A 26,902-nucleotide genomic window follows, 5' to 3' on the forward strand; every position below is an offset into this window, starting at 1 on the left:
CATGCGACGTCGTACGACCGTACTGACCGCGACCGCCGTGGTGGGCTCGCTCGCGCTGCTCACCGGCTGCGGAGCCGCCGACATGACCAAGCAGGCTTCCCCGTTCGCGGGTGCCCAGGGCGCCAACACCGTGACCCTGTCCGTGCAGTCCTGGGTGGGCGCCCAGTCCAACGTGGCCGTCGCTCAGTACCTGCTGGAGCACGAGCTGGGCTACCGCGTCGACACCGTCCAGGTGGACGAGGTGCCCGCGTGGGACGCGCTCAGCCAGGGCCGGGTCGACGCGATCCTGGAGGACTGGGGACACCCGGACCAGGAGAAGCGGTACGTCACCGACAAGAAGACGATCGCCCGCGGCGGCGACCTCGGGGTGACCGGGCACATCGGCTGGTTCGTGCCGACGTACCTGGCCAAGCAGCACCCGGACATCACCGACTGGCGGAACCTGAACAAGTACGCCTCGCTCTTCCGCACCCCGGAGAGCGGCGGCAAGGGCCAGCTGATGGACGGCTCCCCGTCCTACGTCACCAACGACAAGGCGCTGGTGGACAACCTGAAGCTGGACTACCAGGTCGTCTTCGCCGGTTCCGAGGCGGCGCAGATCACCCAGATGAAGCAGTTCGCCAAGGACAAGAAGCCCTTCCTCACGTACTGGTACTCGCCCCAGTGGCTGTTCAAGAAGGTCCCGATGACGGAGGTGAAGCTGCCGCCGTACAAGGAGGGGTGCGACGCGGACGCGGCCAAGGTCGCCTGCGCCTACCCGCACACCCCACTGCAGAAGTACCTCAACGCCGACTTCGCGAAGTCCGGCGGCAAGGCTGCGGCCTTCCTGAAGAAGTTCCGGTGGACGACGGACGACCAGAACGAGGTCTCCCTGATGATCGCCGATCAGAAGCTCAGCCCCCAGGAGGCCGCGAAGAAGTGGGTGGACAGCCACCGGTCCACGTGGAAGCAGTGGTTGTCCTGAGCGAGTTCAGCTCCGCGGCCCGGCCGCGGTCTCCCGCAGCGCGGCCGCGGCCGCTCGCCGGAGTCCCGACCCGAACGTGACGCGGGTGGCCCCGAGTGCGCCGAGTCCCGGGGACCCGGCAGGGCTGGGGGTCCCCCCACGCCCTCGGGGCAGTGGGGGAGGGTCCCCCTTGGCGCGCCCGCGGTGCGGCGCGCGGAACAGGTCCGCTCCGGTCACCGATGCCGGCCCGGCTGGTAGTGGCCGGGGACCATCCGGGTGCTCACACCGAAGCGGTTCCAGGCGTTGATCACCGTGATCGCGGCGATCAGCCGGGACAGCTCGGCCTCCTCGAACTGCTTGGCCGCCTTCTCGTACACCTCGTCGGGTACGAAACCGTCGGTCAGGACGGTGATCGCCTCGGTCAGCTCGATCGCCGCCAGCTCCTTCTCCGTGTAGAAGTGCCGCGACTCCTCCCACGCGCTGAGCTGCACGACGCGCTCCACGCTCTCGCCGGCCGCGAGGGCGTCCTTGGTGTGCATGTCGAGGCAGAACGCGCAGTGGTTGATCTGCGAGGCGCGGATCTTCACCAGCTCGTACAGCTTGGGGTCAAGACCCTGCCGGGCGGCGCTGTCCAGGCGGACCATCGCCTTGTAGACCTCGGGCGCGTGCTCGGTCCAGGCCAGCCGGGGGGTGTGTTCGGGTGCGTACTCGACGGAATCCTGTGCTGTGGTCATGCTTCGACTCTAGGAGCGGGAAAGCCCAGGAGTATGGTCCATTTCCATGGCGAAACCATGGGCCGCTTTCGGTGTCGACCTCCACCTGGAACCCGCCGGTACCAACGGGCTGCGGCGCGGCCTGACCGACGCGCTGCGCGACGCGGCCCGCACCGGCCGGCTCGCCCCCGGCACCCGGCTCCCCTCCTCCCGCTCCCTCGCCGCCGACCTCGGCATCGCCCGCAACACCGTCGCCGAGGCCTACGCCGACCTGGTCGCCGAGGGCTGGCTCACCGCCCGCCAGGGCTCCGGCACCCGGGTCGCCGAGCAAGCCGTGCCCGCGCCGAAGGCCCCCGAGACGGCACCGCCGCGCCGGGAACCGGGCACCCCCGCCCACAGCCTCCTCCCCGGCACCCCCGACCTCGCCGCGTTCCCGCGCACCGAATGGCTCAAGGCCGCCCGCCGCGCCCTGGCCACGGCGCCCTTCCAGGCCCTCGGCTACGGCGACCCGCGCGGCACCCGCGAACTGCGCACCGCCCTCGCCGGCTACCTCGCCCGCGCCCGGGGCGTGCGCGCCGACCCCGAGTCGATCGTGATCACCGCGGGCTTCTCCCACGCGCTGCAGATCCTCGGCAGGGTGCTGCGGGCGCGCGGGGTGCGGGCGGTGGCCGTGGAGTCGTACGGGCTCGACGAACACCGGGCGCTGCTGCGCGACGCGGGGCTGCAGACGCCCCCGCTGCCGTACGACCGACTCGGCACGGACACCGGCGCGTTGGCCGACGAGGGAGCGGTTCTCCTGACCCCCGCCCACCAGTTCCCGATGGGTGTGCCGCTGCACCCCGACCGGCGGACCGCCGTCGTGGACTGGGCGCGGCGGACCGGTGGGCTGGTCCTGGAGGACGACTACGACGGCGAGTTCCGCTACGACCGCCAGCCCGTCGGCGCCCTCCAGGGCCTCGCCCCCGACCGGGTCGTCCACCTCGGCACCGCCAGCAAGTCCCTCGCCCCCGGGCTGCGGCTGGGCTGGATGGTGCTGCCGCCGTCCCTGCGAGAGGAAGCGACCGCGGCCAAGGGCCGCATCGACTCCTGCGGTGTGCTGGACCAGCTGACCCTGGCCGAGTTCATCACCTCCGGCGCGTACGACCGCCACATCCGCTCCGCCCGCCTGCGCTACCGCCGCCGCCGCGACGCCCTCACCGCGGCCGTCGCCGACCGCGCCCCCGAGATCCGTGTCAGCGGCATCGCCGCCGGCCTGCATGCCGTCCTGAGCCTGCCGCCCGGCACGGAAGCCTCCGTGGTCCAGGCCGCCGCCTGGCAGGGCCTCGCCCTCCAGGGCCTCTCCACCCATCGCCACGAGCTGGCTGTCGCCGAGCCGATGGACGCCCTGGTGGTCGGCTACGGAACCCCACCGGAGAGTGCCTGGGCGGGAACCCTGGAGGCGCTGTGCAGGGTGCTGCCCTGACCCGCGGGTGAAAACACCGCCGACCGCACACGACCCCGCGCCCGCCCGTGGGCGAACGCCGCCCGGCAGCCCCGTGGGCGAACGCCGCCCCGCAGCCCCATAGGCGAACGCCGCCCCGCAGCCCCATAGGCGAACGCCGCCCCGGACCTCAGCGCACCGCCTCCTCCGGCACCGTCTCCTCCACCACCGGCGCCTCCCCGAACCGTGCCAGGGCCAGCGCCCCCACCACCGCGACGGCGAAGCCGAGCGCGGCCAGCCACGTCAGCCCCTCCCTCGTCCTGTCGCCGAGCCAGATCACACCGACCGCCGCGGGAGCGACCGTCTCGCCGATGACCATGCCGGCCGTCGCCGTCGTGACGGAGCCGCGCTGGAGGGCCGAGGTGAGGAGGACGAACGCGGAGCCGCCGCCGAGGAGGAGGGCGTAGGTCGCGGGGTTGGTGAACAGGTCGGCGGGGCGGAGGGAGTCGATGAGGCGTACCGCCACCTCGACCACCCCGAAGCCGAACCCCGCGCCGAGACCGAGCAGCAGCGCCCGTGTCCGCCCGGACAGCCGCCCCCCGACCGCACCGAGCAGCAGAACCCCGACGGCCGCCACCACCATCGCGTACTTCAGCCAGCCGGGCGCGCTCCGGTCGCCCTCCGTCCCCGAGGCCAGCCCGAGCATGGCGAGACCCGCGCACACCACCCCGACCGCGGCCCACTCCACCCCGCTCAGCCGCACCCGCAGCAGCCGGGCCGCCACCACCGCCGTCACCGCGAGGCTCGCGGCCAGCGCCGCGCCCACCGCGTAGATCGGCACCGAGCGCAGCGCGGCGATCTGCAGCAGGAACCCGAGCCCGTCCAGCGCGAGACCGGCGAGGTAGCGCCACTGCCTGAGCGCCCGCAGCAGCAGCGCGGCCTCACCGCCCTCGCCCCCCTGCGCACCCGCCGCCCGCGCGGCCATCGCCTGCAACACGGTCGCCGTACCGAAGCAGACCGCCGCGCCAAGCGCGCACACCATTCCAAACAGCACGAAGCGACTTTAGGGGAGCAGGAGAACACGGGGTCCCCTGCACGGACACTCACACCGATCTCTAGGCTGGCCGACGCACACCGCACCACATCCGACGGGGGAGACACCGATGGCGCACGCACGCCCACAGATCCGCAGGCAACTGCGCTCCACCACGGTCGTCCTCGGCGGCATGGGCCTGCTCGCCGCCGCCCTGACCGCCTGCTCGTCCGACCCGGACAAGCGCTGTGTCGACCGGGGCAGCTACAACCTCGCCAAGGGCTACAAGGTCGTCTCCGACAAGAACTGCAAGTCGACCAAGGCGTCGCTGAACGGCGGCTGGTACTACGGCGGCAAGAAGAAGGGCTCCTGGGTCGACGGCGGCTCCTTCGTCAAGCCGCGCTCGGGCTCGGGCAGTTCCTCCGGTTCCGGCCACAGCGGTGTCCACCGCGGCGGCTTCGGCGGCGGCCACGGCAGCTCCGGCGGCTGACCGGGAACCGGACCGGAAACCGTCGCATGGAACGCCGTACCATCACCCCCCGCCCCGGCTGGCAGCAGACCGTCGAGGAACAGGGGCTCGTATACCCCCTGACCCGCCACCCCGACGGCTCCCTGCGCCCCTACTGGGACGAGAGCGCCTACTACGTCTTCTCCCTGGAGGAGATCGAGGCGCTGGAGGAGACCGTCGAGGAACTGCACCGCATGTGCCTGGCCGCCGCCGGGCGCATCGTCGTCACCGGCCGCCTCGCCGACCTCGGCATCACCGACCCGCGCGTCGCCGAGGCCGTCACCGAGGCCTGGCACCGGCGCGCCGAACTCCCTTCCGTCTACGGCCGTTTCGACCTCCGCTACGACGGCGCCGGCCCGGCGAAGATGCTGGAGTACAACGCCGACACCCCCACCTCGCTGGTGGAGGCCGCCTCCCCGCAGTGGTTCTGGATGGAGGAGCGCTTCCCCGGCGCCGACCAGTGGAACTCCCTGCACGAACGGCTGGTCGACGCCTGGCGGGGGCAGGCCGCCCTGCTCCCGCCCGGCAGCCCCCTGCACTTCGCGCACTCCGCCGCCGACGAACTCGGCGAGGACCTGATGACGGTCGCCTATCTGAAGGAGACCGCCGAACAGGCAGGTCTGGAGACCGACTGGATCTCCATGGAGGAGATCGGCTGGGACCCCCTCTCCGGCCGCTTCGTCGACAACCGCCTCCGCTTCATCCGCGGCATCTTCAAGCTGTACCCCTGGGAGTGGCTCACCACCGACGCCTTCGCCGGGCACGTCCTGGACACGCTCGACAACGGCGGCGGCACCGGCTCCACGATGTGGATCGAGCCCGCCTGGAAGATGCTGCTGAGCAACAAGGCCCTGCTGGCGATCCTCTGGGAGCTGTACCCCGGCCACCCCAACCTGCTGCCCGCCTACCTGGACGGCCCGCGCGAGCTGACCGGGACGGCCGGCTACGTCGCCAAGCCCCTGCTCGGCCGCGAGGGCGCGGGTGTGACCGTGCACGAGCCGGGCGCCCCCGCCGTCGTACGGGACGAGTCCTGCTGCTACCAGCAGCTCGCCCCGCTGCCCGCCTTCGAAGGCAACCACGTGGTCCTCGGCGCCTGGGTCGTCCAGGACGAGGCGGCGGGCCTCGGCATCCGCGAGTCCTCGGGCCTGATCACCGACGAGTACGCCCGCTTCTTGCCGCACGTGATCCTCTGACCGCCGGATGGGTGGGCTGGCCTGACTGATCCGCCGAAACCCGGGCTCTCGGCCGCGACGGATGACGACGCCGGGCGCAGGCCGCCCCCGGGAACGGATGGGGACGACCGGGACACCGGTTCGAGTCCTCTTCCGTGAGAGGCGACTGTCAGAGGCGACCGCGACGGCCGACCCGATGGCCGACCGCGATGGTCGCCCCGACGGCCGACCGCGATGGCCGACCGCGACGGTCGGCGGGCCGTCGCCCGCATGGTGGACGTCCGGCCGAGTCCGCCCGGCGTGGCCGGTAGGCTGGCTGCGGGTCGTGACTGGCGCGCTGGGATGGGACGGACCATCGGGGAGCGGCCCGTGGAAATCAGTGCCGTGCGCCTGGGCCGAACGTGAACGCTGTACGCACACCGTCCGGAGGTCCCCATGCCAGAGCAGCAGCCTCTCTCCAGCGAATCCACCGCCTTCCGCGCCGCCCTCGACGTCATCCGCGCCGTCGAACCGCGCGTCGCCGACGCGATCGGCCAGGAGGTGCACGACCAGCGCGAGATGCTCAAGCTGATCGCCTCCGAGAACTACGCCTCCCCGGCCACGCTGCTGGCGATGGGCAACTGGTTCAGCGACAAGTACGCCGAGGGCACGATCGGCCGCCGCTTCTACGCCGGCTGCCGCAACGTCGACACCGTCGAGTCCCTCGCCGCCGAGCACGCCAAGGCGCTCTTCGGTGCCCGGCACGCCTACGTCCAGCCGCACTCCGGCATCGACGCCAACCTCGTCGCCTTCTGGGCCGTCCTCGCCGACCGCGTCGAGGCGCCCGCCCTGGAGAAGGCCGGCGTCCGCCAGGTCAACGAGCTCTCCGAGGCCGACTGGGCCGACCTGCGCCAGGCCTTCGGCAACCAGCGCATGCTCGGCATGTCCCTGGACGCCGGCGGCCACCTCACCCACGGCTTCCGCCCGAACATCTCCGGCAAGATGTTCGACCAGCGCTCCTACGGCACCGACCCGGTCACCGGCCTGATCGACTACGAGGCACTGCGCGCCCAGGCTCGCGAGTTCAAGCCGCTGATCATCGTCGCGGGCTACTCGGCGTACCCCCGTCTGGTGAACTTCCGGATCATGCGCGAGATCGCCGACGAGGTCGGCGCGACCCTCATGGTCGACATGGCCCACTTCGCGGGCCTGGTCGCCGGCAAGGTCCTGACCGGCGACTTCGACCCGGTCCCGCACGCCCAGATCGTCACCACGACGACCCACAAGTCGCTGCGCGGTCCGCGCGGCGGCATGGTCCTGTGCGACGACTCCCTCAAGGACCAGGTCGACCGCGGCTGCCCGATGGTCCTCGGCGGCCCGCTCCCGCACGTCATGGCCGCGAAGGCCGTCGCCTTCGCCGAGGCCCGGCAGCCTTCCTTCCAGGACTACGCCCAGCGCATCGTCGACAACTCCCGCGCCCTCGCCGAAGGCCTCATGCGGCGCGGCGCCACGCTGGTCACCGGCGGCACGGACAACCACCTCAACCTGATCGACGTGGCCGGCTCCTACGGCCTCACCGGCCGCCAGGCCGAGGCCGCGCTCCTCGACTCCGGCATCGTCACCAACCGCAACGCCATCCCGGCCGACCCGAACGGCGCCTGGTACACCTCCGGCATCCGCATCGGCACCCCGGCGCTGACCACGCGCGGCCTGGGCACCGCGGAGATGGACGAGGTCGCCGGCCTCATCGACCGCGTCCTCACCACCACCGAGCCGGGCACGACCAAGTCGGGCGCCCCGTCCAAGGCGTCGCACGTCCTGGACGAGAAGGTCGCCGAGGAGATCGCCCAGCGCGCGACCGACCTCGTGGCGGGCTTCCCGCTCTACCCGGAGGTCGACCTGGGCTGACGCCCACACCCTTTTGAGCTGTCAAGGATCCGCGACTCTAGAGGTCGATCAGCTGCTGACGCGGTTCCTTCCGCGGCGGACCGGCACCGAGCCGGCCCGCCGCGCGGCGTATCAGGAGCCCTCCGGTGACACCGACCACCAGGCCGGACACTGCCCACCAGACACCGTCCGGCACTTGCCCGCGGTCGTCCGCCGACTGGGCGCCGGAGCCCAGCAGGCCCGCACGGTCCAGTTGCCGGAACACCGTCTCCGGCGCCCGATGCCAGCGGATGTCGTCGTCCATCACGTCCGGCGAGAGGTCCGAACGCACCCAGGCTGTGCCGTCGGCCGCGACGAACAGCTGGTCCTGCCGCTCCATGGCGACGTCTCCGCCCGGCGCTCGCCGTGTCTGCGGCCAGCCCCCGACGCCCGTCAGGCCCCAGAGCACCGTGACGCGCACCGCCGGATACCGCCCGTCGGCCCAGGACTGCGGCACCCGCTCCGTGCCCACGTAGGTCGGCTGCAGCAGCTCCCGGAGGCGAGCGAACTCCGGCTCGCCGGAGCGCAGCGTCCGTGTCCGCCCGGTGTCGCCCGAGACGATCAGCGCCAGGTCGGGCCCATCGCCGGCCGGCCCGGGTGCGGCATAGGCCGGCGGGCCGGCGACCAGCGCCACCAGTGCCACCAGTGCCGACCACGGCACAAGCCGGGCGAGCCACGACACTGTGCGTCTGCCGACCCACACGCTCAGCCCATCGTGCGACCCCATGCATCCCCCTCCATATCCCCCTCCATATCCCCCTCCCACTCGCAGCCTCCGTCTCACAGGTCCCGCAGTTCCTGCCGAGGCCCCGACTCCCGCTCCCGCCGTCGCCACGCCCGTATCACCAGTGCCGCGACGGGCCGCAGCGCCAGTGCCAGCCCCGCTCCGGCCGCCGCGCCCCCCTGCGGCTCTCCGCCGAGCCGCCCGTCACTTCTGGTACACCGCCCGGCCCGTCGGGGTTCCCACCTCACCGGCACTACTTCGACGGCTCTCCCGGTGCCGACTCGAGCGACTTCGCGATCTTCACGGCCCGCGCTCTGGACGCCACCCCCTCCAACCGCAGCGTCACGTCGTCGGACGTCCCGTGGGCCCACAGCAGCGTCGGCCCCGCGGTCCGCACCTTGCGTGTGTAACGGTGCCCGTCCGCGTCGACGAGCCAGAAGCCCAGCAGATGCGGGCGCGGGAACCACAGGGCGTAGTCCGGCACGGCATCGGCGGACGGGGCCTTGCCCAGCACTGTCCACTCCGGCGACTCGCGCACCGTCTTGACGAAGCCGACGTCCAGACGCGCCCGGAACTCGTCGAGTCGCACCGTGCGACCGCCCTCACGCCAGCACAGGCTCATCAGAAGGCGCCCGTGCGGCTCACCGGTCACCGTCACCGCGTCCGGCACGCCCAGCGCGTCCGGCACCAGCGGCTCGAATCCGGCGCGCTGCCTCGCCTGCGCCAGCGACACCGAGCGCCCGCAGCCCGGCACCTCGGCGCCGGGAGAGGGGACGGCCGACGGGTCGTACCGCACCTCGACCCCGCCGAAGTCGAACCAGTCGTGGACCGCCGCACGCACCGGGGGCGTCAGCGCGAGCACGGTGAGCAGGCCGCACAGCGCCGCCGTCAGCGAGCGCCACCGCAGCCGCGCCCAGTGCCGGCCGGCCCGCAGCCGAAGACGCGCGCCCGGGGGCTCGGCCACCGGCACGGGCAGCTGCTCGGCCAGTATCTGTCCCAGCACCCGCTCGACCATCGTCTCGGAGTCGAAGGCCCCGTCGGCCCCGCCGCTCCCGCCTGTCCCACCGGTCCCGTCAGCTCCCGGCGAGTCCAGCGACCGGCCGAGCGCCCTCAGCTCCTCCGGCAGCCGCGAGAGCGCACTGTCGCGCCTCAGCTCGCGACCGACCCTGCCCGGACCGCGTCCAGCTCCCCGACCACGCGACCCCCGACTCCCGACGCCACCGCCCGCACGGGCACCCTCGCCCTCGTGCGACTCACTCACCCCCTTCACCCCCTTCCCGGGGCTGCACATCCGGCAGCAGGCGGCCCAGCTTCCGCAGGGCACGGTTGAGCCGGGACTTCACCGTCCCCCGGGGCCAGCCCAGGGCCTGGGCGGTCTCGGGTTCGTCCATCTCCAGGAGGTAGCGGTACGTGACGACCAGGCGGTGCTCCTCGCTCAGTCTGCCGAGAGCGGACTGAAGGGCCGCGCGGCGCTCCGACTCGAGCGCGGCGACCGCGGGGTCCGCCGATTCCGGTATCAGCGGCTCCGCCTCCACGAAGGCTGCCTCCCGGCCCGCGAGCGTGCGCTGCCGGGCCGCCGTCCGCACGGTGTTCCTCGTCTCGTTGGCGACGATCGACAGCAGCCAGGGCCGGAACGCCGCCCCGTCCCTGAACCGGCCCAGCGCGCAGTACGCCTTCACGAAGGCCTGCTGCACCACGTCCTCCGCATCCGCGCCCGCCCCGAGCGCCGAGGCAGCCCGCAGGGCGATGGCCGTGTGGGCCCGCACCAGCTCCGCGTACGCCTCCGGCTCTCCGGCACGCACGCGAGTGATCACCGCGGCCTCGTCGACGATGCGGCCCCCCTCCCGCGTCTTCACACTCTTGGTACACCGCCCGGGGCCAATCGGTTCCCACCATTTCCCGGCCAGTTCCGGATCGGCCCCCGGCACCTGAGAGAATGGTGAACATGGCCTCTGACCGACCCCGCGTGCTCTCCGGCATCCAGCCCACCGCCGGCTCGTTCCATCTGGGCAACTACCTCGGCGCCGTCCGCCAGTGGGTGGCCCTCCAGGAGTCCCACGACGCCTTCTACATGGTTGTCGACCTGCACGCGATCACGGTGCCGCAGAACCCCGCGGACCTGCGCGCCAACACCCGGCTCGCCGCGGCGCAGCTGCTCGCCGCCGGCCTGGACCCGGACCGCTGCACCCTCTTCGTGCAGAGCCATGTCCCCGAGCACGCCCAGCTCGCCTGGATCATGAACTGCCTCACCGGCTTCGGCGAGGCCAGCCGCATGACCCAGTTCAAGGACAAGTCCGCCAAGCAGGGCGCCGACCGGGCGAGCGTCGGCCTGTTCACGTACCCGATCCTCCAGGTCGCGGACATCCTGCTGTACCAGGCCAACGAGGTGCCGGTCGGCGAGGACCAGCGCCAGCACATCGAGCTGACCCGTGACCTGGCCGAGCGCTTCAACGGCCGGTTCGGGGAGACCTTCGTGATCCCGTCGCCGTACATCCTCAAGGAGACGGCGAAGATCTACGACCTCCAGGACCCGTCGATCAAGATGAGCAAGTCGGCGTCCACGCCGAAGGGCCTGATCAACCTGCTCGACGAGCCGAAGGCGACGGCCAAGAAGGTCAAGAGCGCCGTCACCGACACCGACACCGTGATCCGCTACGACGCGGAGAACAAGCCGGGCGTGTCGAACCTCCTCACCATCTACTCCACGCTGACCGGCAAGTCGATCGCCGAGCTGGAGCAGGACTACGAGGGCAAGATGTACGGCGCGCTCAAGACCGATCTCGCCGACGTCATGGTCGAGTTCGTGACGCCGTTCCGGGAGCGCACCCAGCAGTACCTGGACGACCCCGAGACGCTGGACTCGGTCCTGGCCAAGGGCGCCGAGAAGGCGCGTGCCGTCGCCGCGGAGACCCTCGCCCAGGCGTACGACCGGGTGGGCTTCCTGCCGGCGAAGCACTGACCGGCGCCCCGGAGCACGCCGGGGCGCATGGGCGTACGGCCGGGCATCTTTCCGGGCGGGCAGAGCGCTGCACATCACTTCCGTTGTGCCTGCCCACAGGCCCCCCGTGGCCGTACAGTCGGTAGCCGATGGCCGCGACGAACGCCGGCCGAGCAGACATCGCACGACGACAGGAGACGACGTGGGGACCGTAACGATCGGCGTGTCGATCGCGGTCCCGGAGCCTCACGGCAGCAAGCTCCAGGAGCTGCGCGCGGGCTTCGGCGACGCCGCGGCTCACGGCATCCCCACGCACGTCACCCTGCTCCCGCCGACCGAGGTCGAGGAGACGGCGCTGCCGGCCGTCGAGGCGTACCTCACCGAGGTCGCGGCGACCGGCCGGCCGTTCCCGATGCGGCTGTCCGGGACCGGCACCTTCCGTCCGCTGTCGCCGGTCGTCTATGTGCGGGTCGTGCAGGGCGGCGAGGACTGCTCCCTGCTCCAGCAGCGGGTGCGCGACGCCTCGGGCCCGGTGGCGCGCGAGCTGCAGTTCCCGTACCACCCGCACGTCACCGTCGCGCACGGCATCGAGGAGGCGGCGATGGACCGCGCCTTCGAGGAGCTGGCCGGGTTCGAGGCCGCGTGGCCGTGCACCGGGTTCGCGCTGTACGAGCAGGGCCCGGACGGGGTGTGGCGCAAGCTGCGGGAGTACACCTTCGGCGGGTCCGTGGTGCCCCCGCAGGCGGGCCCCGTCGAGCAGGGCACCATCGCCAGCCTCTAGCCGGTACGGCCGGACCGGCGGCTTCGGGCCGGCGGCTTCGGGCCGGTGGGTTCGGGCCGGCGGCTTCGGACCGGTGGCCTCGGACCGGCCCTCTCAGACCGGCAGTCTCCGGAACAGCGCGCGCGGCGTGTGCCGCAGTGCGGACATCACCACGCGCAGCGCTCCCGGCACCCACACCGTCTCCGATCGGCGGCGCAGGCCCAGTTCGATGGCGGCGGCGACGGCCTCCGGGGTGGTGGCGAGCGGGGCCGGGGGCAGTCCGGCCGTCATCCTCGTACGCACGAATCCGGGGCGTACGACCATCACGTGCACGCCCGTGCCGTACAAGGCGTCCCCGAGGCCCTGGGCGAAGGCGTCCAGGCCGGCCTTGCTGGAGCCGTAGATGAAGTCGGCGCGGCGCACCCGCTCGCCGGTGGCGGAGGAGAGCACCACAAAGGAGCCGTGGCCCTGGTTCTGCAGGGCGCGGGCGCTGAACAGGCCGGCCGAGACCGCTCCGGTGTAGTTCGTCTGCGCGACCTGGACCGCGCGCAGCGGCTCGCGTTCGTCGTGGGCCTGGTCGCCGAGGATGCCGAAGGCCAGCAGCACCATGTCGATGTCGCCCTCGGCGAAGATCTTCCCTAGGACCGTCTCGTGGGACGCGGGGTCGAGGGCGTCGAAGGCGACGGTCCGGACGTTCGCGCCGAGGGTGCGCAGGCTCTCGGCGGCCTGTTCCAGCGCGGCGCAGGGGCGGCCCGCGAGCCAGACGGTGCGGGTGCGGCGGGCGATCAGCCGGCGGGCGGTGGCCAGCGCGATCTCGGACGTGCCGCCGAGGACGAGCAGGGACTGGGGAGGACCGAAGGCACCAGACATGCCCGTGACCGTATAGCCCGTGTATGGGCGATACGGCATAAGGCGGCGCCACGCTCCCCGCAATGGGTGATTAATTAGGAGGCATGGACTGGCTCAAGAAGCTGCCCGGGATCGGGCCGATCGTCACCTGGCTGACGGGCACGCACGCGTGGCAGGCGTACGAGCGGCTGGACCAGGTGAAGTGGACGCGGCTGGCCGCCGCCATGACGTTCGTCAGCTTCATCGCACTGTTCCCGCTGCTCACCCTGGCCGCCGCGATCACCGCGGCCACGCTCAGCCCGTCCCGGCAGAAGTCCGTCGAGAGCGGGATCGCCGACCAGTTCCCGGGCCTCGCCGACCAGCTGAACGTCAGCTCCCTCGTGCACAACGCCGGCACGGTCGGTGCCATCGCGGGTGCCGTACTGCTCTTCACCGGCATCGGCTGGGTCGGTCAGATGCGCGACTGTCTGCGGGTGGTGTGGGAGCTGCCGGACCGCGACCAGAACCCGATCCTCGCCAAGGTCAAGGACGCCGTGGTGCTGGTCGGTCTCGGCGGCGCCCTGCTGGTGACTCTGGCCGCCTCCACGCTCGCCTCGGGCGCCGTCGGCTGGCTGTCGCGGCAGCTCGGCCTGGCCGAGCACGGCTGGGGCACCCTGCTGCTGCGGCTCGCCGCGTTCGCCGTCGCCGTGTTCGCCGACTTCCTGGTGCTGCTCTACGTGCTGACCCTGCTGCCCGGGGTCGAGCCGCCGCGCCGCCGCCTGGTGGTGGCGGCACTCATCGGCGCGGTCGGCTTCGAACTGCTCAAGCTGCTGCTCAGCGGCTACATCCAGGGCGTCGCCACGAAGAGCATGTACGGCGCGTTCGGCGTGCCCGTGGCACTGCTGCTGTGGATCAACTTCACCTCGAAACTGGTCCTGTACTGCGCCGCCTGGACGGCGACGCAGAGTGAGGACGAAGAAGAGGCCGAGGACGACGAAGTGGCCGAGGACGACGCAGTGGCCGAGGAGGCCGCGGCGGACCAGGAGGCCGCTGCGGCCGAGGTCAGGGACGGGTCCGACGGCGTATCAGGTCCGGCAGCGGCCAACGGCGGTTGACCAGGTAGGCCACGCCGCCGAGCAGCACCAGCAGGCCGCCGGCGACGCTCAGGGCGATCCCGACGCCGCTGGAGCCGCTCGCCGCCGTGGAGGACGCCACCGGCTTCGAGCCGCCGCCGTTGCTGTGCGCCGCCCCGGCGGAGGCGGACGGGGAGGCATCGGGCCCGCCGGAGGGCTGTGCGCTCTTCGGCGGGACCAGTTCGCCCACCGGTGTGACCTTCCCGGCCGCCGTGAAGCCCCAGTCGAAGAGCTTCGCGGTCTCCTTGTAGACCTCGTTGTGGTCGTGCTTCTCCGGGTTCATCACCGTGACCAGCAGCACCTTGCCGTTCCGCTCGGCGACGCCGGTGAAGGTGGCGCCCGCGTTGGTGGTGTTGCCGTTCTTCACCCCGGCTATGCCCTGGTAGACGGGCACGTCGGAGTCGCCGCTCAGCATCCGGTTGGTGTTCTGGATCTCGAAGGTCTCCCGGACCGGCTTTCCCTTGCCCTTCTTCGCCGTGCCGCCGGGGAACTTGGCCCGCACGGTGGAGCAGTACTCCCGGAAGTCCTTCTTCTGCAGGCCGGAGCGGGCGAAGAGGGTCAGGTCGTAGGCGGAGGACAGCTGGCCCTTGGCGTCGTAGCCGTCGGGGCTGACCACGTGCGTGTCGAGGGCCTGGAGTTCGGTGGCGTGCGCCTGCATGTCGCTGACGGTCTTCTTGACGCCGTCGTTCATCGCGGACAGCACGTGGACGGCGTCGTTGCCGGAGCGCAGGAAGACGCCGAGCCACAGGTCGTGGACCGTGTAGGTCTGGTTCTCCTTGATCCCGACCAGGCTGGAACCGGCTCCGATGCCGGCGAGGTCGCCCGGTGCGACCCGGTGCTGCGTCGTCTTCGGGAACCTGGGCAGCAGGGTGTCCGCGAACAGCATCTTCAGCGTGCTCGCGGGGGGCAGTTGCCAGTGCGCGTTGTGGCTTGCGAGCACCTCGCCGGACTCCGCGTCGGAGACGATCCAGGAGCGGGCGGTGAGGTCCTTGGGCAGGACGGGGACGTCAGGGGCCAGGTTCACCTGTGTGCCGGGCTGCCCGAGCCGGGCGCCGCCCACCTGCGACATGAGCGCGGGGGGAGTGGCCGTCGGGCTCGCCGAGGGGGTGCTCGGGGCCGCGAGGGCGGCCGGCGCGGCGACAGCGGCAGTGACAGAAAGGGACAACAGTGTGGCCGAGGTGATCAATATGGATCGCCTGACGGTCTTCTTCGGTGGGGGCACGATCGAGAACGTACCTGTCACGCGCCGCGATGTCCTGCGCTCCGCCCCACCCCGGACTCGGATCCGGCCAGGCGACGGCGATACTGACTCCATGAAGCTAAGCCGTCCGGTCTCCTGGTTCCTGCTCGCCTTCGGGGTGTGGAGCTGGGTCATCTGGATCACTTTCGTCAAGAACCTGGTCAAGGACAGCAGCGGGCTGGCCTTCGACGACGGTCACCCGACCGCGTACTTCTGGGTGCATCTGCTGCTGGCGATCGTTTCCTTCGTATTGGGGACGGTCGTCGGGGTCATCGGGTTGCGCGGACTGCGCGCGCTGCGTCGGACGTCGTAGCGGGGGATACGCCGGCGTGGTCATCGTCTTCGCACTCATCGCACTGATCGTCCTGGCCGTCCTGGCCCTGGGGCACTGGTACGTGTGGCGCCGGCTGGTGCGTGACACGACGCGCGGGCCCGGACTCGCCCGCAGGGCCGGCACGGTGGTGTTCACGGCGGGCCCGCTGCTGATGGTCGCGGCCCTGGTCGCCGAGCGCTCCGGCGCGCCCTTCTGGCTCCAGCGCACGCTTGCCTGGCCCGGCTTCCTGTGGATGGCCCTGACGCTGTACCTGCTGCTCGCGGTGGTGGCGGGGGAGGTCGTACGGCCCCTGCTGCGGCGCGTGCCGGCGCGCAGGACGCGCGAGCCGCTGCGAGAGCCGGCTCCCGTGCCGGCGCCGGTACCGGCCGCGCCCGCCGTCTCCACGCAGCCGGAGCCGGAGACCACGCCACTCGCGTCAGGGACCACGTCTCCCGTGCCGGAGACCTCGCCCTCTCCCTCGCCCTCTCCCGCGCCCGACCCCACCCGCCGCCTCTTCGTCTCCCGTGTCGTCGGCGGCGCGGCGGCCGCCGCCGCCGTCGGGACCGTCGGCTACGGCACCTACGGCGTGCTGCGCGGGCCGCGCGTGAGGCGGGTCACCGTGCCGCTGGCCAGACTGCCGCGCGCCGCGCACGGGTTCCGGATCGCGGTCGTCAGCGACATCCACCTGGGCCCGGTCCTGGGCCGGGGCTTCGCGCAGAAGGTCGTCGACACGGTCAACGCGACCCAGCCCGACCTGATCGCGGTCGTCGGCGACCTGGTGGACGGCAGCGTCAAGGACCTCGGCCCGGCCGCCGCTCCCCTCGCCGGGCTCACCGCCCGGCACGGTGCCTACTTCGTCACCGGCAACCACGAGTACTTCTCCGGCGCCGACCAGTGGGTCGCCGAGGTCCGCACGCTCGGCCTGCACCCGCTGGAGAACGCCCGCACCCAACTGCCGTACTTCGACCTGGCCGGCGTCAACGACCTCCAGGGCGAGAGCGAGGGAGAGGGCCCGGACTTCGGCAAGGCGCTCGGCGACCGGGATCCGGCACGCGCGTGCGTGCTCCTCGCCCACCAGCCGGTGCAGATCCACGAGGCCGTCCGGCACGGCGTCGACCTCCAGCTCTCCGGCCACACCCATGGCGGCCAGCTGTGGCCAGGCAACCTGATCGCGGCCGCCGCCAACCCGACCGTCGCCGGTCTGGAGCGTTACGGCGACACCCAGCTGTACGTCAGCCGCGGCGCGGGCGCCTGGGGGCCGCCCACGCGCGTGGGGGCGCCCTCGGACGTGACGGTGATCGAACTGGCCTCCACGCGCGCGTAGCCGCAGGCCGGGTGCCCGGCAGCAACCGCTTCCCGTTGCTGTGAAGGCGCTGTGAAACCCCGACGGAAACAACACCTCGGTAAGTTCTTGTTCATCTGGTCAGATTCCTCTTCCCCCAGGTGAGAGACGTGTGATTAGGTGAGCGGCGCCACTTAGGGGAGTGGCGAATTTGTGCTGGTCCAGGGGTAGGGCCTTGGAGGCCTGGGGAGGGCACCACCATGCGATCTGTTCGCATGCGCATTCTGTTGACACTGCTTGTACTCGCCGTAGTGGGCGTCGGTGCCTGGCAGTTGCTTCCGTCGCAGCAGAACAAGGACAAGACGATCACGGTCGGGACGACGGACGCCGTCACGTCGCTGGATCCGGCCGGTGCGTACGACGCCGGTTCCTGGGCGTTGTTCAGCAACGTCTTCCAGTCCCTGCTGACCTTCGAGCCGGGCGGCGTGGCACCGGTCCCGGACGCGGCGAAGAGCTGCGGCTTCGAGGGCGGCGGGCTGCGCGTCTACCAGTGCCGGCTGCGTGACGACATCACGTTCCGGAGTGGACGCAAGATGACCGCCGAGGACGTGAAGTACTCCTTCGACCGGGTCAAGAAGATCGACTCTTCTGTCGGTCCCGCGTCCTTGTTCTCCACGCTCGGCTCGGTGACCGCGGACGACGCCACGACGGTCACCTTCCACCTGTCGTCCCCGGACGCCACCTTCCCGCAGAAGGTGGCCACGGGCGCGGGCGCCATCGTCGACAAGGACATGTACCCGGCCGACCGGCTGCGCTCGGACTTCGGCGTGGACGGCAGCGGTCCGTACACGCTGACCTCGTACACCAAGGACAAGAAGGCCGACCTCGCCCCGTACGAGAACTACCGGGGCTTCGTCGACGGCACCGGCCGCCCGGTCGAGCTGCGCTACTACCTCGACTCCCAGGCGCTCGACCGCGCCTGGAAGGGCAAGCAGATCGACGTCGCCAGCCGGACGCTGCCCCCGGACGTGCTGTCCGGGCTCAACCCGAGCGACCCGGACCACCGCGTCACCGAGTCCGACAGCTCCGAGACCCGCAACCTGTACCTCAACACCCGGTCGGGTTCACCGCTGCACGACGCGCGGGTGCGGCGCGCGATGGCCTGGCTGGTCAACCGCGAGAAGCTGGCCGCGACCGTCTACAAGGGCACGGTCGACCCGCTCTACTCGCTGATCCCGACCGGCATCACCGGCCACACCACGTCCTTCTTCGACACCTACCCGACGCAGAACGCCAAGAAGGCGCGGGAGTTGCTCACCCAGGCCGGGGTGAGCCTGCCGGTGCGCTTCACCTTCGGCTACGGCAAGGGCCGGGGCGCGGGCGCCGAGGAGGCCGCCGCGCTGAAGAAGCAGCTGGAGGCCGACGGCCTGTTCAAGGTCGACGTCCAGGGCTATGAGTGGACCGACTTCCAAAAGCGCTGGGCCGCCGGGAAGATGGACGCCTGGGCCGTCGGCTGGGTGGCCGACTACCCGGACCCGGACACCTTCGGCGCCTCGCTCGTCGGCACCGGCTCCACGATGAGCACGGGCTACAGCAACAAGGCGGTCGACACCCTCATCCTGGACAGCCAGCAGTACGGCGACCGCAGCCGCGCGGCGACGGACTTCCGCACCATCCAGGCCGAAGTGGCCACCGACGTGCCGCTGATCCCGCTGTGGCAGCGCAAGGAGTACGTGGTCAGCACCGAGGACGTCGGCGGCGGCCAGAACCTCTCGGACGGCACGGGCGTGTTCCGCCTGTGGCGTCTGGAGTGGATCTGATCCACTCCGGACGAGTGGATCGGATCCACCGCCCGCGACAGGTCCCCGGCCGGGGAGACAGGTCCCCGGCCGGGGCGCGGTCAGTTCTCGCGCCGCGCCCTGGCCTCCGGATCCGGCAGCACCTTCGTCATGCCCGGCAGGAAGTCCGTGAACAGCTCGTGGACTTCCAGGACCAGCGGGCGCAGCACCCGGAACCGGGCCAGGGCGACCCCGCGCGCGGTCAGCCGCGCCCCGCGCCTGGCCAGCCGGTAGCTGCGCTCGTACCCCTCGGTGCGGTCGAAGACCCAGTACAGGACGAGCCCCATCTGCGAGAGCCACATCAACTCCGGCAGGACGTCCCGCAGTTCGGGCGCCACCTTGGACTTGGACCCGGCCAGCACCTCGCGGTGCACGCTGATGGCCTGCTCGCGGGCGTGCTCGCTCTCCGGGGAGAAGGGGCTGAGCGGACTGTCGGGGTCGGCGGCGTTCTTGAAGAACTGGACCGCGAACTCGTGGTACGGCCGGGCGATGTCCAGCCATGCCGTCAGCACACCGGCGAGCCGTGCCTCCAGGTCGGTCTCCCGGTCCAGGATCTCCCGGACCGCCACCTGGTGCTCGGCGGCGATCCGGTCGTAGAAGCCCTGGATCAGGTGCTCCTTGCCCGCGAAGTAGTAGTAGGCGTTGCCGACGGAGACACCGGCCTCCGTGGCGATGGCCCGCATCGTCGTCTTGTCGTAGCCCCGCTCCTGGAACAGCCGCATCGCGGTCTCCAGGATCAGCGCACGGGTCTGCTCGGACTTGGACTGGGGTCCGGCCGCCTCGGGGCCGTCGTTCTTCGCGGGCACCAGAAGAGCCTAACGACTGGGGCGGGGTGCCACCGGCGTGGGATCTCAGCCCCTGCGCCCCAGCTCCGGCCGCTTCGTGTAGTCCGTGAAGCCCAGGACGTTGCCCCAGGGGTCGGCGATCTCCACGGTCCAGCCCGTGGCCTCCGAGAACGCCCCGTCCAGCGGTGTGATCCCGGCTTCGGCCAGCCTCCGCGCGGCCACCCGGGCGTCGGGCACCTCGAGCCAGATCCGGGGCGAGGGCCAGGGCGGCGGCCGGTGTCCCACTCCGTCCTCGGCGCGCAGCAGGATCCCCGGTGTCTCCCCGCCGACCTTCAGTGAGGCGAGCCCGACCTCGTCGAACCGGAATCCCACGGTGAAACCGGCCCGCTCGTAGAAGTGCACGGCCTCGCCGAGATCCCCGACGGGCAGCAGCACGTTGTCGAATCCGAGAAGCTCGTACGACTCTTCGTCTGACATGTCGTCAGATTAAGCGGAACTCGACCAGATGCGAGGAGCCCCACCGGCGCGGATGCGGTGGGGCTCCCCGGGAGGGCTTGGCTCTACATGCTGCTCAGCTGTCGGGCGTAGTTGATCTGGCCCATGACCGCCGGGAAGGTGCCCAGGCCGTGTGCCGGGATCATCGTGGAGTGGTGCCGGCCGGCGCTGGTCACGGTGACCTGGATGTAGCCCGTGGTCTTCTTCTCCTTCATCAGGAGGAAGAACAGGCCGAGCAGGCAGAACAGGAAGAAGATGATGGCGAGCACGATGGCGTGCGCCGGGATCTTCTCCTCGGTGCGGGACATGTCGGCGGCGTTCCACACCGCGCCGCGCAGCGGCATCTGCCCGGCCGGGGTGATGATCTGATCGCCCATCACCGTGATGTCCCCGATGGTCAGCAGCGGAGTCCCGCTCATCGGTGCGGGACCGCCCGGCAGGGCCGGGGCGCCCTGCTGGTGCGGGAATCCGTATCCCTGTTCCACGGGCGCGGGGTAGCCGTAACCGGGAGCTTCCTGGGGCGCGGCCGGATAGCCGTAACCGGGAGCGTCCTTGGGCGCGGCCGGATAGCCGTAGGCCGGCGTTCCCTGCGGCTGCGGAGGGATCACCGGGGGCTGTGCGGGCGCCACCGGAGGCTGCTCGGGGCCCCACTGGTTCGCTCCGTACTGCGGATTCGGCTCGCTCATGCTGTCGTCCCCCTGATGGCGGCTGTGTCGGAATCGAAGGGTCATCCTGCCAGTACCCGCTCCACAGACGCACAGAGCCCCGTCCCCGGTACGAAAACCGGGGACGGGGCCCAACGCCGGTACGACCGGCGGGAGATCAGTAGCGGCGCGTGATCAGGGCGCGCTTGACTTCCTGGATCGCCTTGGTGACCTCGATGCCACGCGGGCAGGCGTCCGTGCAGTTGAAGGTCGTACGGCAACGCCACACGCCGTCACGGTCGTTGAGGATCTCCAGGCGCTGCTCGCCCGCCTCGTCACGGCTGTCGAAGATGAAGCGGTGGGCGTTCACGATCGCGGCCGGACCGAAGTACTGGCCGTCGTTCCAGAACACCGGGCAGGACGACGTGCACGCGGCGCACAGGATGCACTTGGTGGTGTCGTCGAACCGCTCGCGGTCCTCGGCCGACTGCAGACGCTCGCGGGTCGGCTCGTTCGTCTCCTTGGTGACCAGGAACGGCATGACGTCCCGGTACGCCTGGAAGAACGGCTCCATGTCGACCACGAGGTCCTTCAGGGCCGTCAGACCCTTGATGGGCTCGACCGTGATCGGCTTCTCGGGGTTGACGTCCTTGATGAGCGTCTTGCAGGCCAGACGGTTCTTGCCGTTGATCCGCATGGCGTCCGAGCCGCAGATGCCGTGGGCGCAGGAGCGGCGGTAGGTCAGCGTGCCGTCCAGGTCCCACTTGATCTTGTTGAGACCGTCGAGGACGCGCTCCTTCGGGTCCATCTCGAGCTGGAAGTCCTCCCAGTGGACCTCCGCCGAGACCTCCGGGTTGAACCGGCGGATCCGCAGGGTGACCGTGATGTAGGGGGACGCCGCGGCCTCCGCCTCCACCTTGTCCAGAACAGGGGTAGCCATCAGTACTTACGCTCCATCGGCTGGTAGCGGGTCTGGACGACCGGCTTGTAGTCGAGACGGACGGTTTCCGAGCCGTCGTCGCCGACCTCGCGGTACGCCATGGTGTGGCGCATGAAGTTGACGTCGTCGCGGTTCGGGTAGTCCTCGCGGTAGTGACCGCCGCGGGACTCCTTGCGGGCGAGGGCGGACACGGCCATGACCTCGGCCAGCTCGAGCAGGTTGCCCAGCTCGACGGCCTCCAGCAGGTCCGTGTTGAACCGCTTGCCCTTGTCCTGGATCGACACGTTCTTGTAGCGCTCGCGCAGCTCGGCGATCTTCTCGACCGCCGTCTTGATCGTCTGCTCGGTGCGGAACACCATGACGTTGGCGTCCATGGTCTCCTGCAGCTCACGGCGGATCTGGGCGACCCGCTCGTTGCCGGTGGAGGTGCGCAGCCGCTCGATCTGCTCGACGACGAAGGCCTCCGGGTTCTCCGGCAGCTCGACGAAGTCGGCCTTGTCGGAGTACTCGGCGGCGGCGATGCCCGCGCGGCGGCCGAACACGTTGATGTCCAGCAGCGAGTTGGTGCCCAGACGGTTGGCGCCGTGCACGGAGACACAGGCGACCTCGCCGGCCGCGTACAGACCCGGCACGACGGTGGAGTTGTCCGACAGGACCTCACCCTCGACGTTGGTCGGGATGCCGCCCATCGCGTAGTGCGCGGTCGGCTGGATCGGGATCGGGTCCGTGTAGGGCTCGATGCCGAGGTACGTGCGCGCGAACTCGGTGATGTCCGGGAGCTTGGCGTCCAGCTGCTCCGGCGGGAGGTGCGTGAGGTCCAGGTAGACGTGGTCGCCCTCGGGACCGCAGCCGCGGCCCTCACGGATCTCCGTGTAGATGGAGCGGGAGACGACGTCACGGGACGCGAGGTCCTTCATGACCGGCGCGTACTTCTCCATGAAGCGCTCGCCGTCCTTGTTGCGCAGGATGCCGCCCTCACCACGGGCGCCCTCCGTCAGCAGGATGCCCATGCGCCAGATGCCGGTCGGGTGGAACTGGAAGAACTCCATGTCCTCCAGCGGCAGACCCCGGCGGTAGCACGCGGCCTGGCCGTCACCGGTCAGGGTGTGCGCGTTGGAGGTCACCTTGAAGAACTTGCCGGTGCCGCCGGAGGCGTAGATGACCGACTTCGCCTGGAAGATGTGGATCTCACCGGTGGCCAGCTCGTAGGCCACGACACCGGCGGAGTGCTTGACGCCGTCGACCTCGGTGATCAGCTGGTCCAGGACGTAGAACTCGTTGAAGAACTCCACGCCCTCCTTGACGCAGTTCTGGTACAGCGTCTGGAGGATCATGTGGCCGGTGCGGTCCGCGGCGTAGCAGGACCGGCGGACCGGGGCCTCGCCGTGGTTGCGGGAGTGACCGCCGAAGCGGCGCTGGTCGATGGTGCCGTTCGGGGTGCGGTTGAACGGCAGGCCCATCTTCTCCAGGTCGAGGACGGCGTCGATGGCCTCCTTCGCCAGGATCTCGGCGGCGTCCTGGTCGACCAGGTAGTCACCGCCCTTGACCGTGTCGAAGGTGTGCCACTCCCAGTTGTCCTCCTCCACGTTGGCGAGCGCGGCGGCCATGCCGCCCTGCGCGGCGCCCGTGTGGGAGCGGGTCGGGTACAGCTTCGTCAGGACCGCGGTGCGGCTGCGCTTCGTCGACTCGATGGCCGCGCGCATGCCGGCGCCACCGGCGCCGACGATGACGGTGTCGTACTTGTGGATCTTCATGATTCTCGCAGCCCCGTGCCTAGCGGATGTTCGGGTCGAAGGTGAAGATCACCAGCGTGCCCAGCAGGATGGTGAACACCGTGGCGGTGTAGAGCAGGCCCTTCAGCCACAGCCGGGTGTTCGCGCGCTCCGCGTAGTCGTTGATGACCGTGCGCAGGCCGTTGGCACCGTGCAGCATCGCCAGCCACAGCATCGCCAGATCCCACACCTGCCAGAACGGGGACGCCCAGCGGCCGGCCACGAAGGCGAAGCCGATCTTGGAGACGCCGCCGTCCAGGAAGAGCTGGATCAGCAGGTGGCCGAGGACCAGAACGACCAGCACGATGCCGGACAGGCGCATGAACAGCCAGGCGGCCATCTCGAAGTTGCCCCGGGTGGTCCTCGGGGTCTTCTTCGTGCGCCGGCGCGGCGCCTCGATCAGCGGGGCCGGGTTGTCGACGTTGTACACGGGGGTGCCCTCGACGGGGCCGACTCCGGACACGGTGGTATCAGTCGTGGACATGGGCGTCAGCTCCCGAACAGAACACGAGCGGCGTGGCCGAGGACGGGGTAGATCGACCCGGCCATCAGGACGACCCAGACGCCGACGACGGTCCAGAGCATCTGCTTCTGGTAGCGCGGGCCCTTCGACCAGAAATCGACGGCGATGACGCGCAGGCCGTTGAGCGCGTGGAAGAGGATGGCGGCGACGAGGCCGTACTCCAGCAACGCGACGATCGGCGTCTTGTAAGTGGCTACGACCTTGTCGTAGTCCTCGGGGCTGACACGGACGAGAGCGGTGTCCAGCACATGGACGAACAGGAAGAAGAAGATGAGGACGCCGGTGACTCGATGAGCCACCCAGGACCACATTCCTTCCCGGCCGCGGTACAGCGTTCCAGCCGGCACGGAAGAACCCTCCGGGAGCGGGGACTAGGGCCGCGCCGGCTTCACTGTCGGTCGGGCCCGGCCGGGTACGGTCCACCGGCCCCCAGCATCGTAGCGATGCGCTGCGCCGTGCTTTACAGGGGGCCTACCTTGTGTGATCAAAGTGGCACCGGACGGGCTAGCCGGGGCGGCTGATGGGGTGGGGGCCGCCGTCATTTGCCGGGTGTGGGCACGTTTGGGCTGATCGCGCGGTTCCCCGCGCCCCTGAGGAGCTGCCCCAGGCGCTCCTTTGCGACGCGCCGGAGTTCTTCCGACGCTATGACCCGTTCCTCCTCCGGATCGTTTGTCAATCGTGATCGGATGCGTTCGAGGATGCGGTCGATGGCCTCGTCCGGGTGGGCGTCGCCCAGGTAGATGACGAACGCGTGTCCGAATCTGGTCTCGTAGGCCGCGTGGGCCGCGTCCAGGGCCATGTGGGCCGCCGAATAGGTGTCCGCGGGAAGCTCGGGGAACGACTCGCCGGCGAGCGCTTCGGAGAGGTCGCGGGGGGAGAGGTCGTACGCTGCCTCGTCCGCCGCCGCCAGGAGGGAGTCCAGGTCGGGATACGGGCGGTGGTCGGCGATCCGGCGGGACCAGCGCGGGCTGCGCAGGCAGTTCAGGAGCAGGGCGCGGGCCTCGGCGGCCGGGGCCGCGTTGAAGGCGTCGAGCGGCCTGGGGAGACAGGGCAGGCGATACGCAGGCAGCGTGGGTCCTCGCGTCACATGTGGTGTGGCAGGGGATGCTGTGAAAGGTGTGTCATCACGTTATCGAGAGTGATCACAGTGTGTCCGCCGGATGCCCGAATTTCACTCGAACGGCAGAGTTTCGGAACGCCCCGATGACGTATATGTGGTCGATCGGTCGTACGTTGATCAGGTGAGCCAGCACAGACGCCGCACGTCGGCACGGCAGGGCAAACGGAAGCGGACGGTGGTCGCCGCCGCGGTCGTCGGGACCGTCGCGGTCGGCGTGGGCGTCGGCGTGTGGGCCTCGGCGGACGGCAGCCCCCGCGCCGGCGTGGACGCCGGGGCCGCGGGCACGCCTCCGCCGAGCCCGTCACCCAGCCGGTCCTACCCGCTGTCCCAGGCGCCGCGCACGATCCCCGCGGTGCGTTCCCACACCCCCGCGCACGGCCCCGGCTGGCAGCCCCGGAAGGGGGCACGGGTGGTGGTGAGCGACCCGAGACTGGCCGACGAGGGGCGCCTGATAGCCGGCGAGCTCGGCCTCGCCTACGCGGGCCGGAAGAACGACGCGGGGGCCGGGGACATACGGCTCACGCTCGGCGGGAGCGGCAACCCGGAGTCGTACACCATGAACGTGCACGACGGGCGGGTCGACATCGGCGGGCCGGGCGAGGCGGGCGTCTTCTACGGCACCCGCACCCTGAAGCAGGAGGTCCACGGCGGCGGCACGGCCCCGGAGGGCGTCGTACGCGACGAGCCCGCCAAGCCGGTGCGCGGCTTCATGCTCGACATCGCGCGCAAGCCGTTCTCCGAGACCTGGATCGAGGACCGGATACGCGAGCTGGGCGATCTGAAGTTCAACGAGCTGGGGCTGCACTTCTCCGACGACCAGGCGTTCCGGATCGAGTCCAGCACCCACCCCGAGATCGTCTCCCAGAACCACCTGACCAAGGCGCAGGTCAAGAAGATCGTCGACCTGGCGGCCTCCCGGCACATCACCGTCGTGCCCGAGATCGACTCGCCCGGACACCTGGGCGCGGTCCTCGCCGCCCATCCCGACCTCCAGCTGCGCAACGTGAGCGGGGTCCCCACGCGAGGCGCGATCGACATATCCAAGCCCGCCTCCGCGAAGATCGTCGACGATCTGCTGAACGAGTACGCCGGGCTCTTCACCGGCACCCAGTGGCACCTGGGCGGCGACGAGTACCAGGCCCTGACCGTCTCCGACCCAGGGGCCTCCTTCCCGCAGCTCGCGGCCGCCGCCCGGCAGAAGTACGGCTCCGGCGCGACCGTCGGCGACCTCGCCACCAGTTGGATGAACGACCGCGCCGCCACCGTACGGGCCCACGGCCGCACCATCAGGGCGTGGAACGACGGCTTCTTCCGCGGCACGTCCGTACAGGTGGACAAGGACCTCCAGGTCGCCTACTGGACCGGCAAGGAGATCGGCGCCACGGAGCCGGTGAAGTACCTGAGCGCGGGACGCGAGCTCATCAACTACAACGACGAGTTCCTCTACTACGTCCTCGGGCAGCCGCAGACCTTCGTGTACCCGACCGGGCAGCGCATCTACGAGCAGTGGACCCCGCGGGTGGTGCGCGGCACGACCGCCGTGCCGGCCGAGTACGACGGGCAGATCCTCGGCGGGACGTTCGCGGTGTGGTGCGACTTCCCCCATGCGCAGACCGAGGCCCAGGTCGCCGACGGCATCCGTATGCCGCTGCGGGCCACCGTGCAGAAGCTGTGGGACCCGGGCAAGCCGAGCCTGAGCTGGGCCGAGTTCACGAAGCTGGCGGACCGGCTGGGCTGAGGGCGCCCCGGATCCGAGTGGACGTGCGTGCTCAAGGTCACCCGCATGCAGCACCAGCGGGCGCTCGCGGGCCCCGTACTTGGCTGAAAACCCCCTGCTGACCCCCGCTGACCCTCTGCTGTGACACTCCCGGGC

At 70.9% G+C, this 26,902-nt stretch carries 27 protein-coding genes and 1 riboswitch; of the genes, 12 read left to right on the forward strand and 15 right to left on the reverse strand.

Annotated features, from left to right (window positions below):
• Position 1 precedes the first annotated feature (1 nt).
• Complete coding sequence (locus ACWD5D_RS12985) at positions 2–964, forward strand: ABC transporter substrate-binding protein (protein ID WP_451372716.1); 963 nt, start codon at positions 2–4, stop codon at positions 962–964.
• A 212-nt stretch (positions 965–1,176) separates the two neighbouring features.
• On the opposite strand, the gene ACWD5D_RS12990 is transcribed toward ACWD5D_RS12985, so the two are convergent.
• Complete coding sequence (locus tag ACWD5D_RS12990) at positions 1,177–1,677, reverse strand: carboxymuconolactone decarboxylase family protein (RefSeq protein ID WP_451372717.1); 501 nt, start codon at positions 1,675–1,677, stop codon at positions 1,177–1,179.
• A 46-nt stretch (positions 1,678–1,723) separates the two neighbouring features.
• Here ACWD5D_RS12990 and pdxR point away from each other — a divergent pair, with 46 nt between their 5' ends.
• Complete coding sequence (gene pdxR / locus ACWD5D_RS12995; protein WP_451372718.1) at positions 1,724–3,118, forward strand: MocR-like pyridoxine biosynthesis transcription factor PdxR; 1,395 nt, start codon at positions 1,724–1,726, stop codon at positions 3,116–3,118.
• Between the two features lie 148 nt (positions 3,119–3,266).
• Here pdxR and ACWD5D_RS13000 read toward each other — a convergent pair whose 3' ends face one another.
• On the reverse strand, positions 3,267–4,118 hold the full coding sequence (locus ACWD5D_RS13000; RefSeq protein WP_451372868.1) for a DMT family transporter: 852 nt from the start codon (positions 4,116–4,118) through the stop codon (positions 3,267–3,269).
• 121 nt (positions 4,119–4,239) lie between these two features.
• Between ACWD5D_RS13000 and ACWD5D_RS13005 the strand changes: the two genes are divergently transcribed.
• From ACWD5D_RS13005 to ACWD5D_RS13015, 3 genes are all read left to right on the forward strand, one after another.
• On the forward strand, positions 4,240–4,599 hold the full coding sequence (locus tag ACWD5D_RS13005) for a hypothetical protein (protein WP_451372719.1): 360 nt from the start codon (positions 4,240–4,242) through the stop codon (positions 4,597–4,599).
• 26 nt (positions 4,600–4,625) lie between these two features.
• Positions 4,626–5,810, forward strand: a complete 1,185-nt coding sequence (locus ACWD5D_RS13010; RefSeq protein WP_451372720.1) for a glutathionylspermidine synthase family protein — start codon at positions 4,626–4,628, stop codon at positions 5,808–5,810.
• 294 nt (positions 5,811–6,104) lie between these two features.
• Positions 6,105–6,192, forward strand: a riboswitch (ZMP/ZTP riboswitch).
• Between the two features lie 32 nt (positions 6,193–6,224).
• A complete protein-coding gene (locus ACWD5D_RS13015) occupies positions 6,225–7,676 on the forward strand; it encodes a glycine hydroxymethyltransferase (protein WP_451372721.1) in 1,452 nt (483 codons plus the stop codon).
• Between the two features lie 37 nt (positions 7,677–7,713).
• Here the strand turns inward: ACWD5D_RS13015 and ACWD5D_RS13020 are convergent, their stop codons facing one another.
• The 3 genes from ACWD5D_RS13020 to ACWD5D_RS13030 all read right to left on the reverse strand — a co-directional run bounded on the left by ACWD5D_RS13020 (position 7,714) and on the right by ACWD5D_RS13030 (position 10,274).
• Entirely contained in the window at positions 7,714–8,421 is a 708-nt protein-coding gene (locus ACWD5D_RS13020) for a hypothetical protein (RefSeq protein WP_451372722.1), read from the reverse strand.
• 250 nt (positions 8,422–8,671) lie between these two features.
• On the reverse strand, positions 8,672–9,709 hold the full coding sequence (locus ACWD5D_RS13025) for a hypothetical protein (RefSeq protein WP_451372723.1): 1,038 nt from the start codon (positions 9,707–9,709) through the stop codon (positions 8,672–8,674).
• Positions 9,672–10,274 (reverse strand): RNA polymerase sigma factor, encoded by a 603-nt coding sequence (locus tag ACWD5D_RS13030; RefSeq protein WP_451372724.1) that lies wholly within the window; start codon positions 10,272–10,274, stop codon positions 9,672–9,674. The genes ACWD5D_RS13025 and ACWD5D_RS13030 overlap by 38 nt, the downstream gene beginning before the upstream one ends.
• Positions 10,275–10,363: 89 nt before the next feature.
• On the opposite strand from ACWD5D_RS13030, the gene trpS reads away from it, so the two are divergent.
• Positions 10,364–11,377: a tryptophan--tRNA ligase gene (gene trpS / locus ACWD5D_RS13035; protein WP_451372725.1), complete on the forward strand. Its 1,014-nt coding sequence runs from the start codon at positions 10,364–10,366 to the stop codon at positions 11,375–11,377.
• Positions 11,378–11,558: 181 nt separating this feature from the next.
• Complete coding sequence (locus ACWD5D_RS13040; RefSeq protein WP_451372726.1) at positions 11,559–12,137, forward strand: 2'-5' RNA ligase family protein; 579 nt, start codon at positions 11,559–11,561, stop codon at positions 12,135–12,137.
• Between the two features lie 93 nt (positions 12,138–12,230).
• Here ACWD5D_RS13040 and ACWD5D_RS13045 read toward each other — a convergent pair whose 3' ends face one another.
• Positions 12,231–12,986 (reverse strand): decaprenylphospho-beta-D-erythro-pentofuranosid-2-ulose 2-reductase, encoded by a 756-nt coding sequence (locus ACWD5D_RS13045; protein ID WP_451372727.1) that lies wholly within the window; start codon positions 12,984–12,986, stop codon positions 12,231–12,233.
• Positions 12,987–13,069: 83 nt separating this feature from the next.
• Here ACWD5D_RS13045 and ACWD5D_RS13050 point away from each other — a divergent pair, with 83 nt between their 5' ends.
• Positions 13,070–14,059 carry a YihY/virulence factor BrkB family protein gene (locus tag ACWD5D_RS13050; RefSeq protein WP_451372728.1) on the forward strand — a complete coding sequence of 330 codons (990 nt, stop codon included), beginning with the start codon at positions 13,070–13,072 and terminating at the stop codon, positions 14,057–14,059.
• Here the strand turns inward: ACWD5D_RS13050 and ACWD5D_RS13055 are convergent.
• Positions 14,007–15,299 (reverse strand): D-alanyl-D-alanine carboxypeptidase family protein, encoded by a 1,293-nt coding sequence (locus ACWD5D_RS13055; RefSeq protein ID WP_451372729.1) that lies wholly within the window; start codon positions 15,297–15,299, stop codon positions 14,007–14,009. The two genes, ACWD5D_RS13050 and ACWD5D_RS13055, sit on opposite strands and share 53 nt — an antisense overlap.
• Positions 15,300–15,390: 91 nt before the next feature.
• Between ACWD5D_RS13055 and ACWD5D_RS13060 the strand changes: the two genes are divergently transcribed.
• The 3 genes from ACWD5D_RS13060 (at position 15,391) to ACWD5D_RS13070 (ending at position 18,732) form a co-directional block, all read left to right on the forward strand.
• Positions 15,391–15,630, forward strand: coding sequence for an SCO4848 family membrane protein (locus ACWD5D_RS13060; protein WP_451372730.1), 240 nt, complete (start codon positions 15,391–15,393; stop codon positions 15,628–15,630).
• Between the two features lie 16 nt (positions 15,631–15,646).
• Positions 15,647–16,954, forward strand: a complete 1,308-nt coding sequence (locus ACWD5D_RS13065) for a metallophosphoesterase (RefSeq protein ID WP_451372731.1) — start codon at positions 15,647–15,649, stop codon at positions 16,952–16,954.
• 233 nt (positions 16,955–17,187) lie between these two features.
• Positions 17,188–18,732, forward strand: a complete 1,545-nt coding sequence (locus ACWD5D_RS13070) for an ABC transporter substrate-binding protein (RefSeq protein WP_451372732.1) — start codon at positions 17,188–17,190, stop codon at positions 18,730–18,732.
• Positions 18,733–18,812: 80 nt separating this feature from the next.
• Here the strand turns inward: ACWD5D_RS13070 and ACWD5D_RS13075 are convergent, their stop codons facing one another.
• The 8 genes from ACWD5D_RS13075 to ACWD5D_RS13110 all read right to left on the reverse strand — a co-directional run bounded on the left by ACWD5D_RS13075 (position 18,813) and on the right by ACWD5D_RS13110 (position 24,996).
• Positions 18,813–19,556, reverse strand: coding sequence for a TetR family transcriptional regulator (locus ACWD5D_RS13075; protein WP_451372733.1), 744 nt, complete (start codon positions 19,554–19,556; stop codon positions 18,813–18,815).
• Positions 19,557–19,601: 45 nt separating this feature from the next.
• Positions 19,602–20,012, reverse strand: a complete 411-nt coding sequence (locus tag ACWD5D_RS13080) for a VOC family protein (protein WP_451372734.1) — start codon at positions 20,010–20,012, stop codon at positions 19,602–19,604.
• Positions 20,013–20,095: 83 nt separating this feature from the next.
• On the reverse strand, positions 20,096–20,716 hold the full coding sequence (locus tag ACWD5D_RS13085) for a hypothetical protein (RefSeq protein ID WP_451372735.1): 621 nt from the start codon (positions 20,714–20,716) through the stop codon (positions 20,096–20,098).
• A 136-nt stretch (positions 20,717–20,852) separates the two neighbouring features.
• The gene (locus ACWD5D_RS13090; protein ID WP_451372736.1) at positions 20,853–21,614 is read right to left on the reverse strand and encodes a succinate dehydrogenase iron-sulfur subunit; all 762 of its coding nucleotides are present in this window, start codon (positions 21,612–21,614) and stop codon (positions 20,853–20,855) included.
• A complete protein-coding gene (gene sdhA, locus ACWD5D_RS13095; RefSeq protein WP_451372737.1) occupies positions 21,614–23,368 on the reverse strand; it encodes a succinate dehydrogenase flavoprotein subunit in 1,755 nt (584 codons plus the stop codon). The genes ACWD5D_RS13090 and sdhA overlap by 1 nt, the downstream gene beginning before the upstream one ends.
• Positions 23,369–23,387: 19 nt before the next feature.
• Positions 23,388–23,870, reverse strand: a complete 483-nt coding sequence (locus tag ACWD5D_RS13100) for a succinate dehydrogenase hydrophobic membrane anchor subunit (protein ID WP_451372738.1) — start codon at positions 23,868–23,870, stop codon at positions 23,388–23,390.
• A gap of 5 nt (positions 23,871–23,875) precedes the next feature.
• The gene (gene sdhC, locus ACWD5D_RS13105; protein WP_351745517.1) at positions 23,876–24,256 is read right to left on the reverse strand and encodes a succinate dehydrogenase, cytochrome b556 subunit; all 381 of its coding nucleotides are present in this window, start codon (positions 24,254–24,256) and stop codon (positions 23,876–23,878) included.
• Between the two features lie 191 nt (positions 24,257–24,447).
• The gene (locus ACWD5D_RS13110) at positions 24,448–24,996 is read right to left on the reverse strand and encodes a 2-oxo-4-hydroxy-4-carboxy-5-ureidoimidazoline decarboxylase (RefSeq protein WP_451372739.1); all 549 of its coding nucleotides are present in this window, start codon (positions 24,994–24,996) and stop codon (positions 24,448–24,450) included.
• Between the two features lie 154 nt (positions 24,997–25,150).
• Here ACWD5D_RS13110 and ACWD5D_RS13115 point away from each other — a divergent pair, with 154 nt between their 5' ends.
• Positions 25,151–26,767 (forward strand): beta-N-acetylhexosaminidase, encoded by a 1,617-nt coding sequence (locus tag ACWD5D_RS13115; RefSeq protein ID WP_451372740.1) that lies wholly within the window; start codon positions 25,151–25,153, stop codon positions 26,765–26,767.
• The last annotated feature ends 135 nt before the right edge of the window (positions 26,768–26,902 follow it).

This window comes from Streptomyces sp. NPDC002520, from assembly GCF_053595235.1.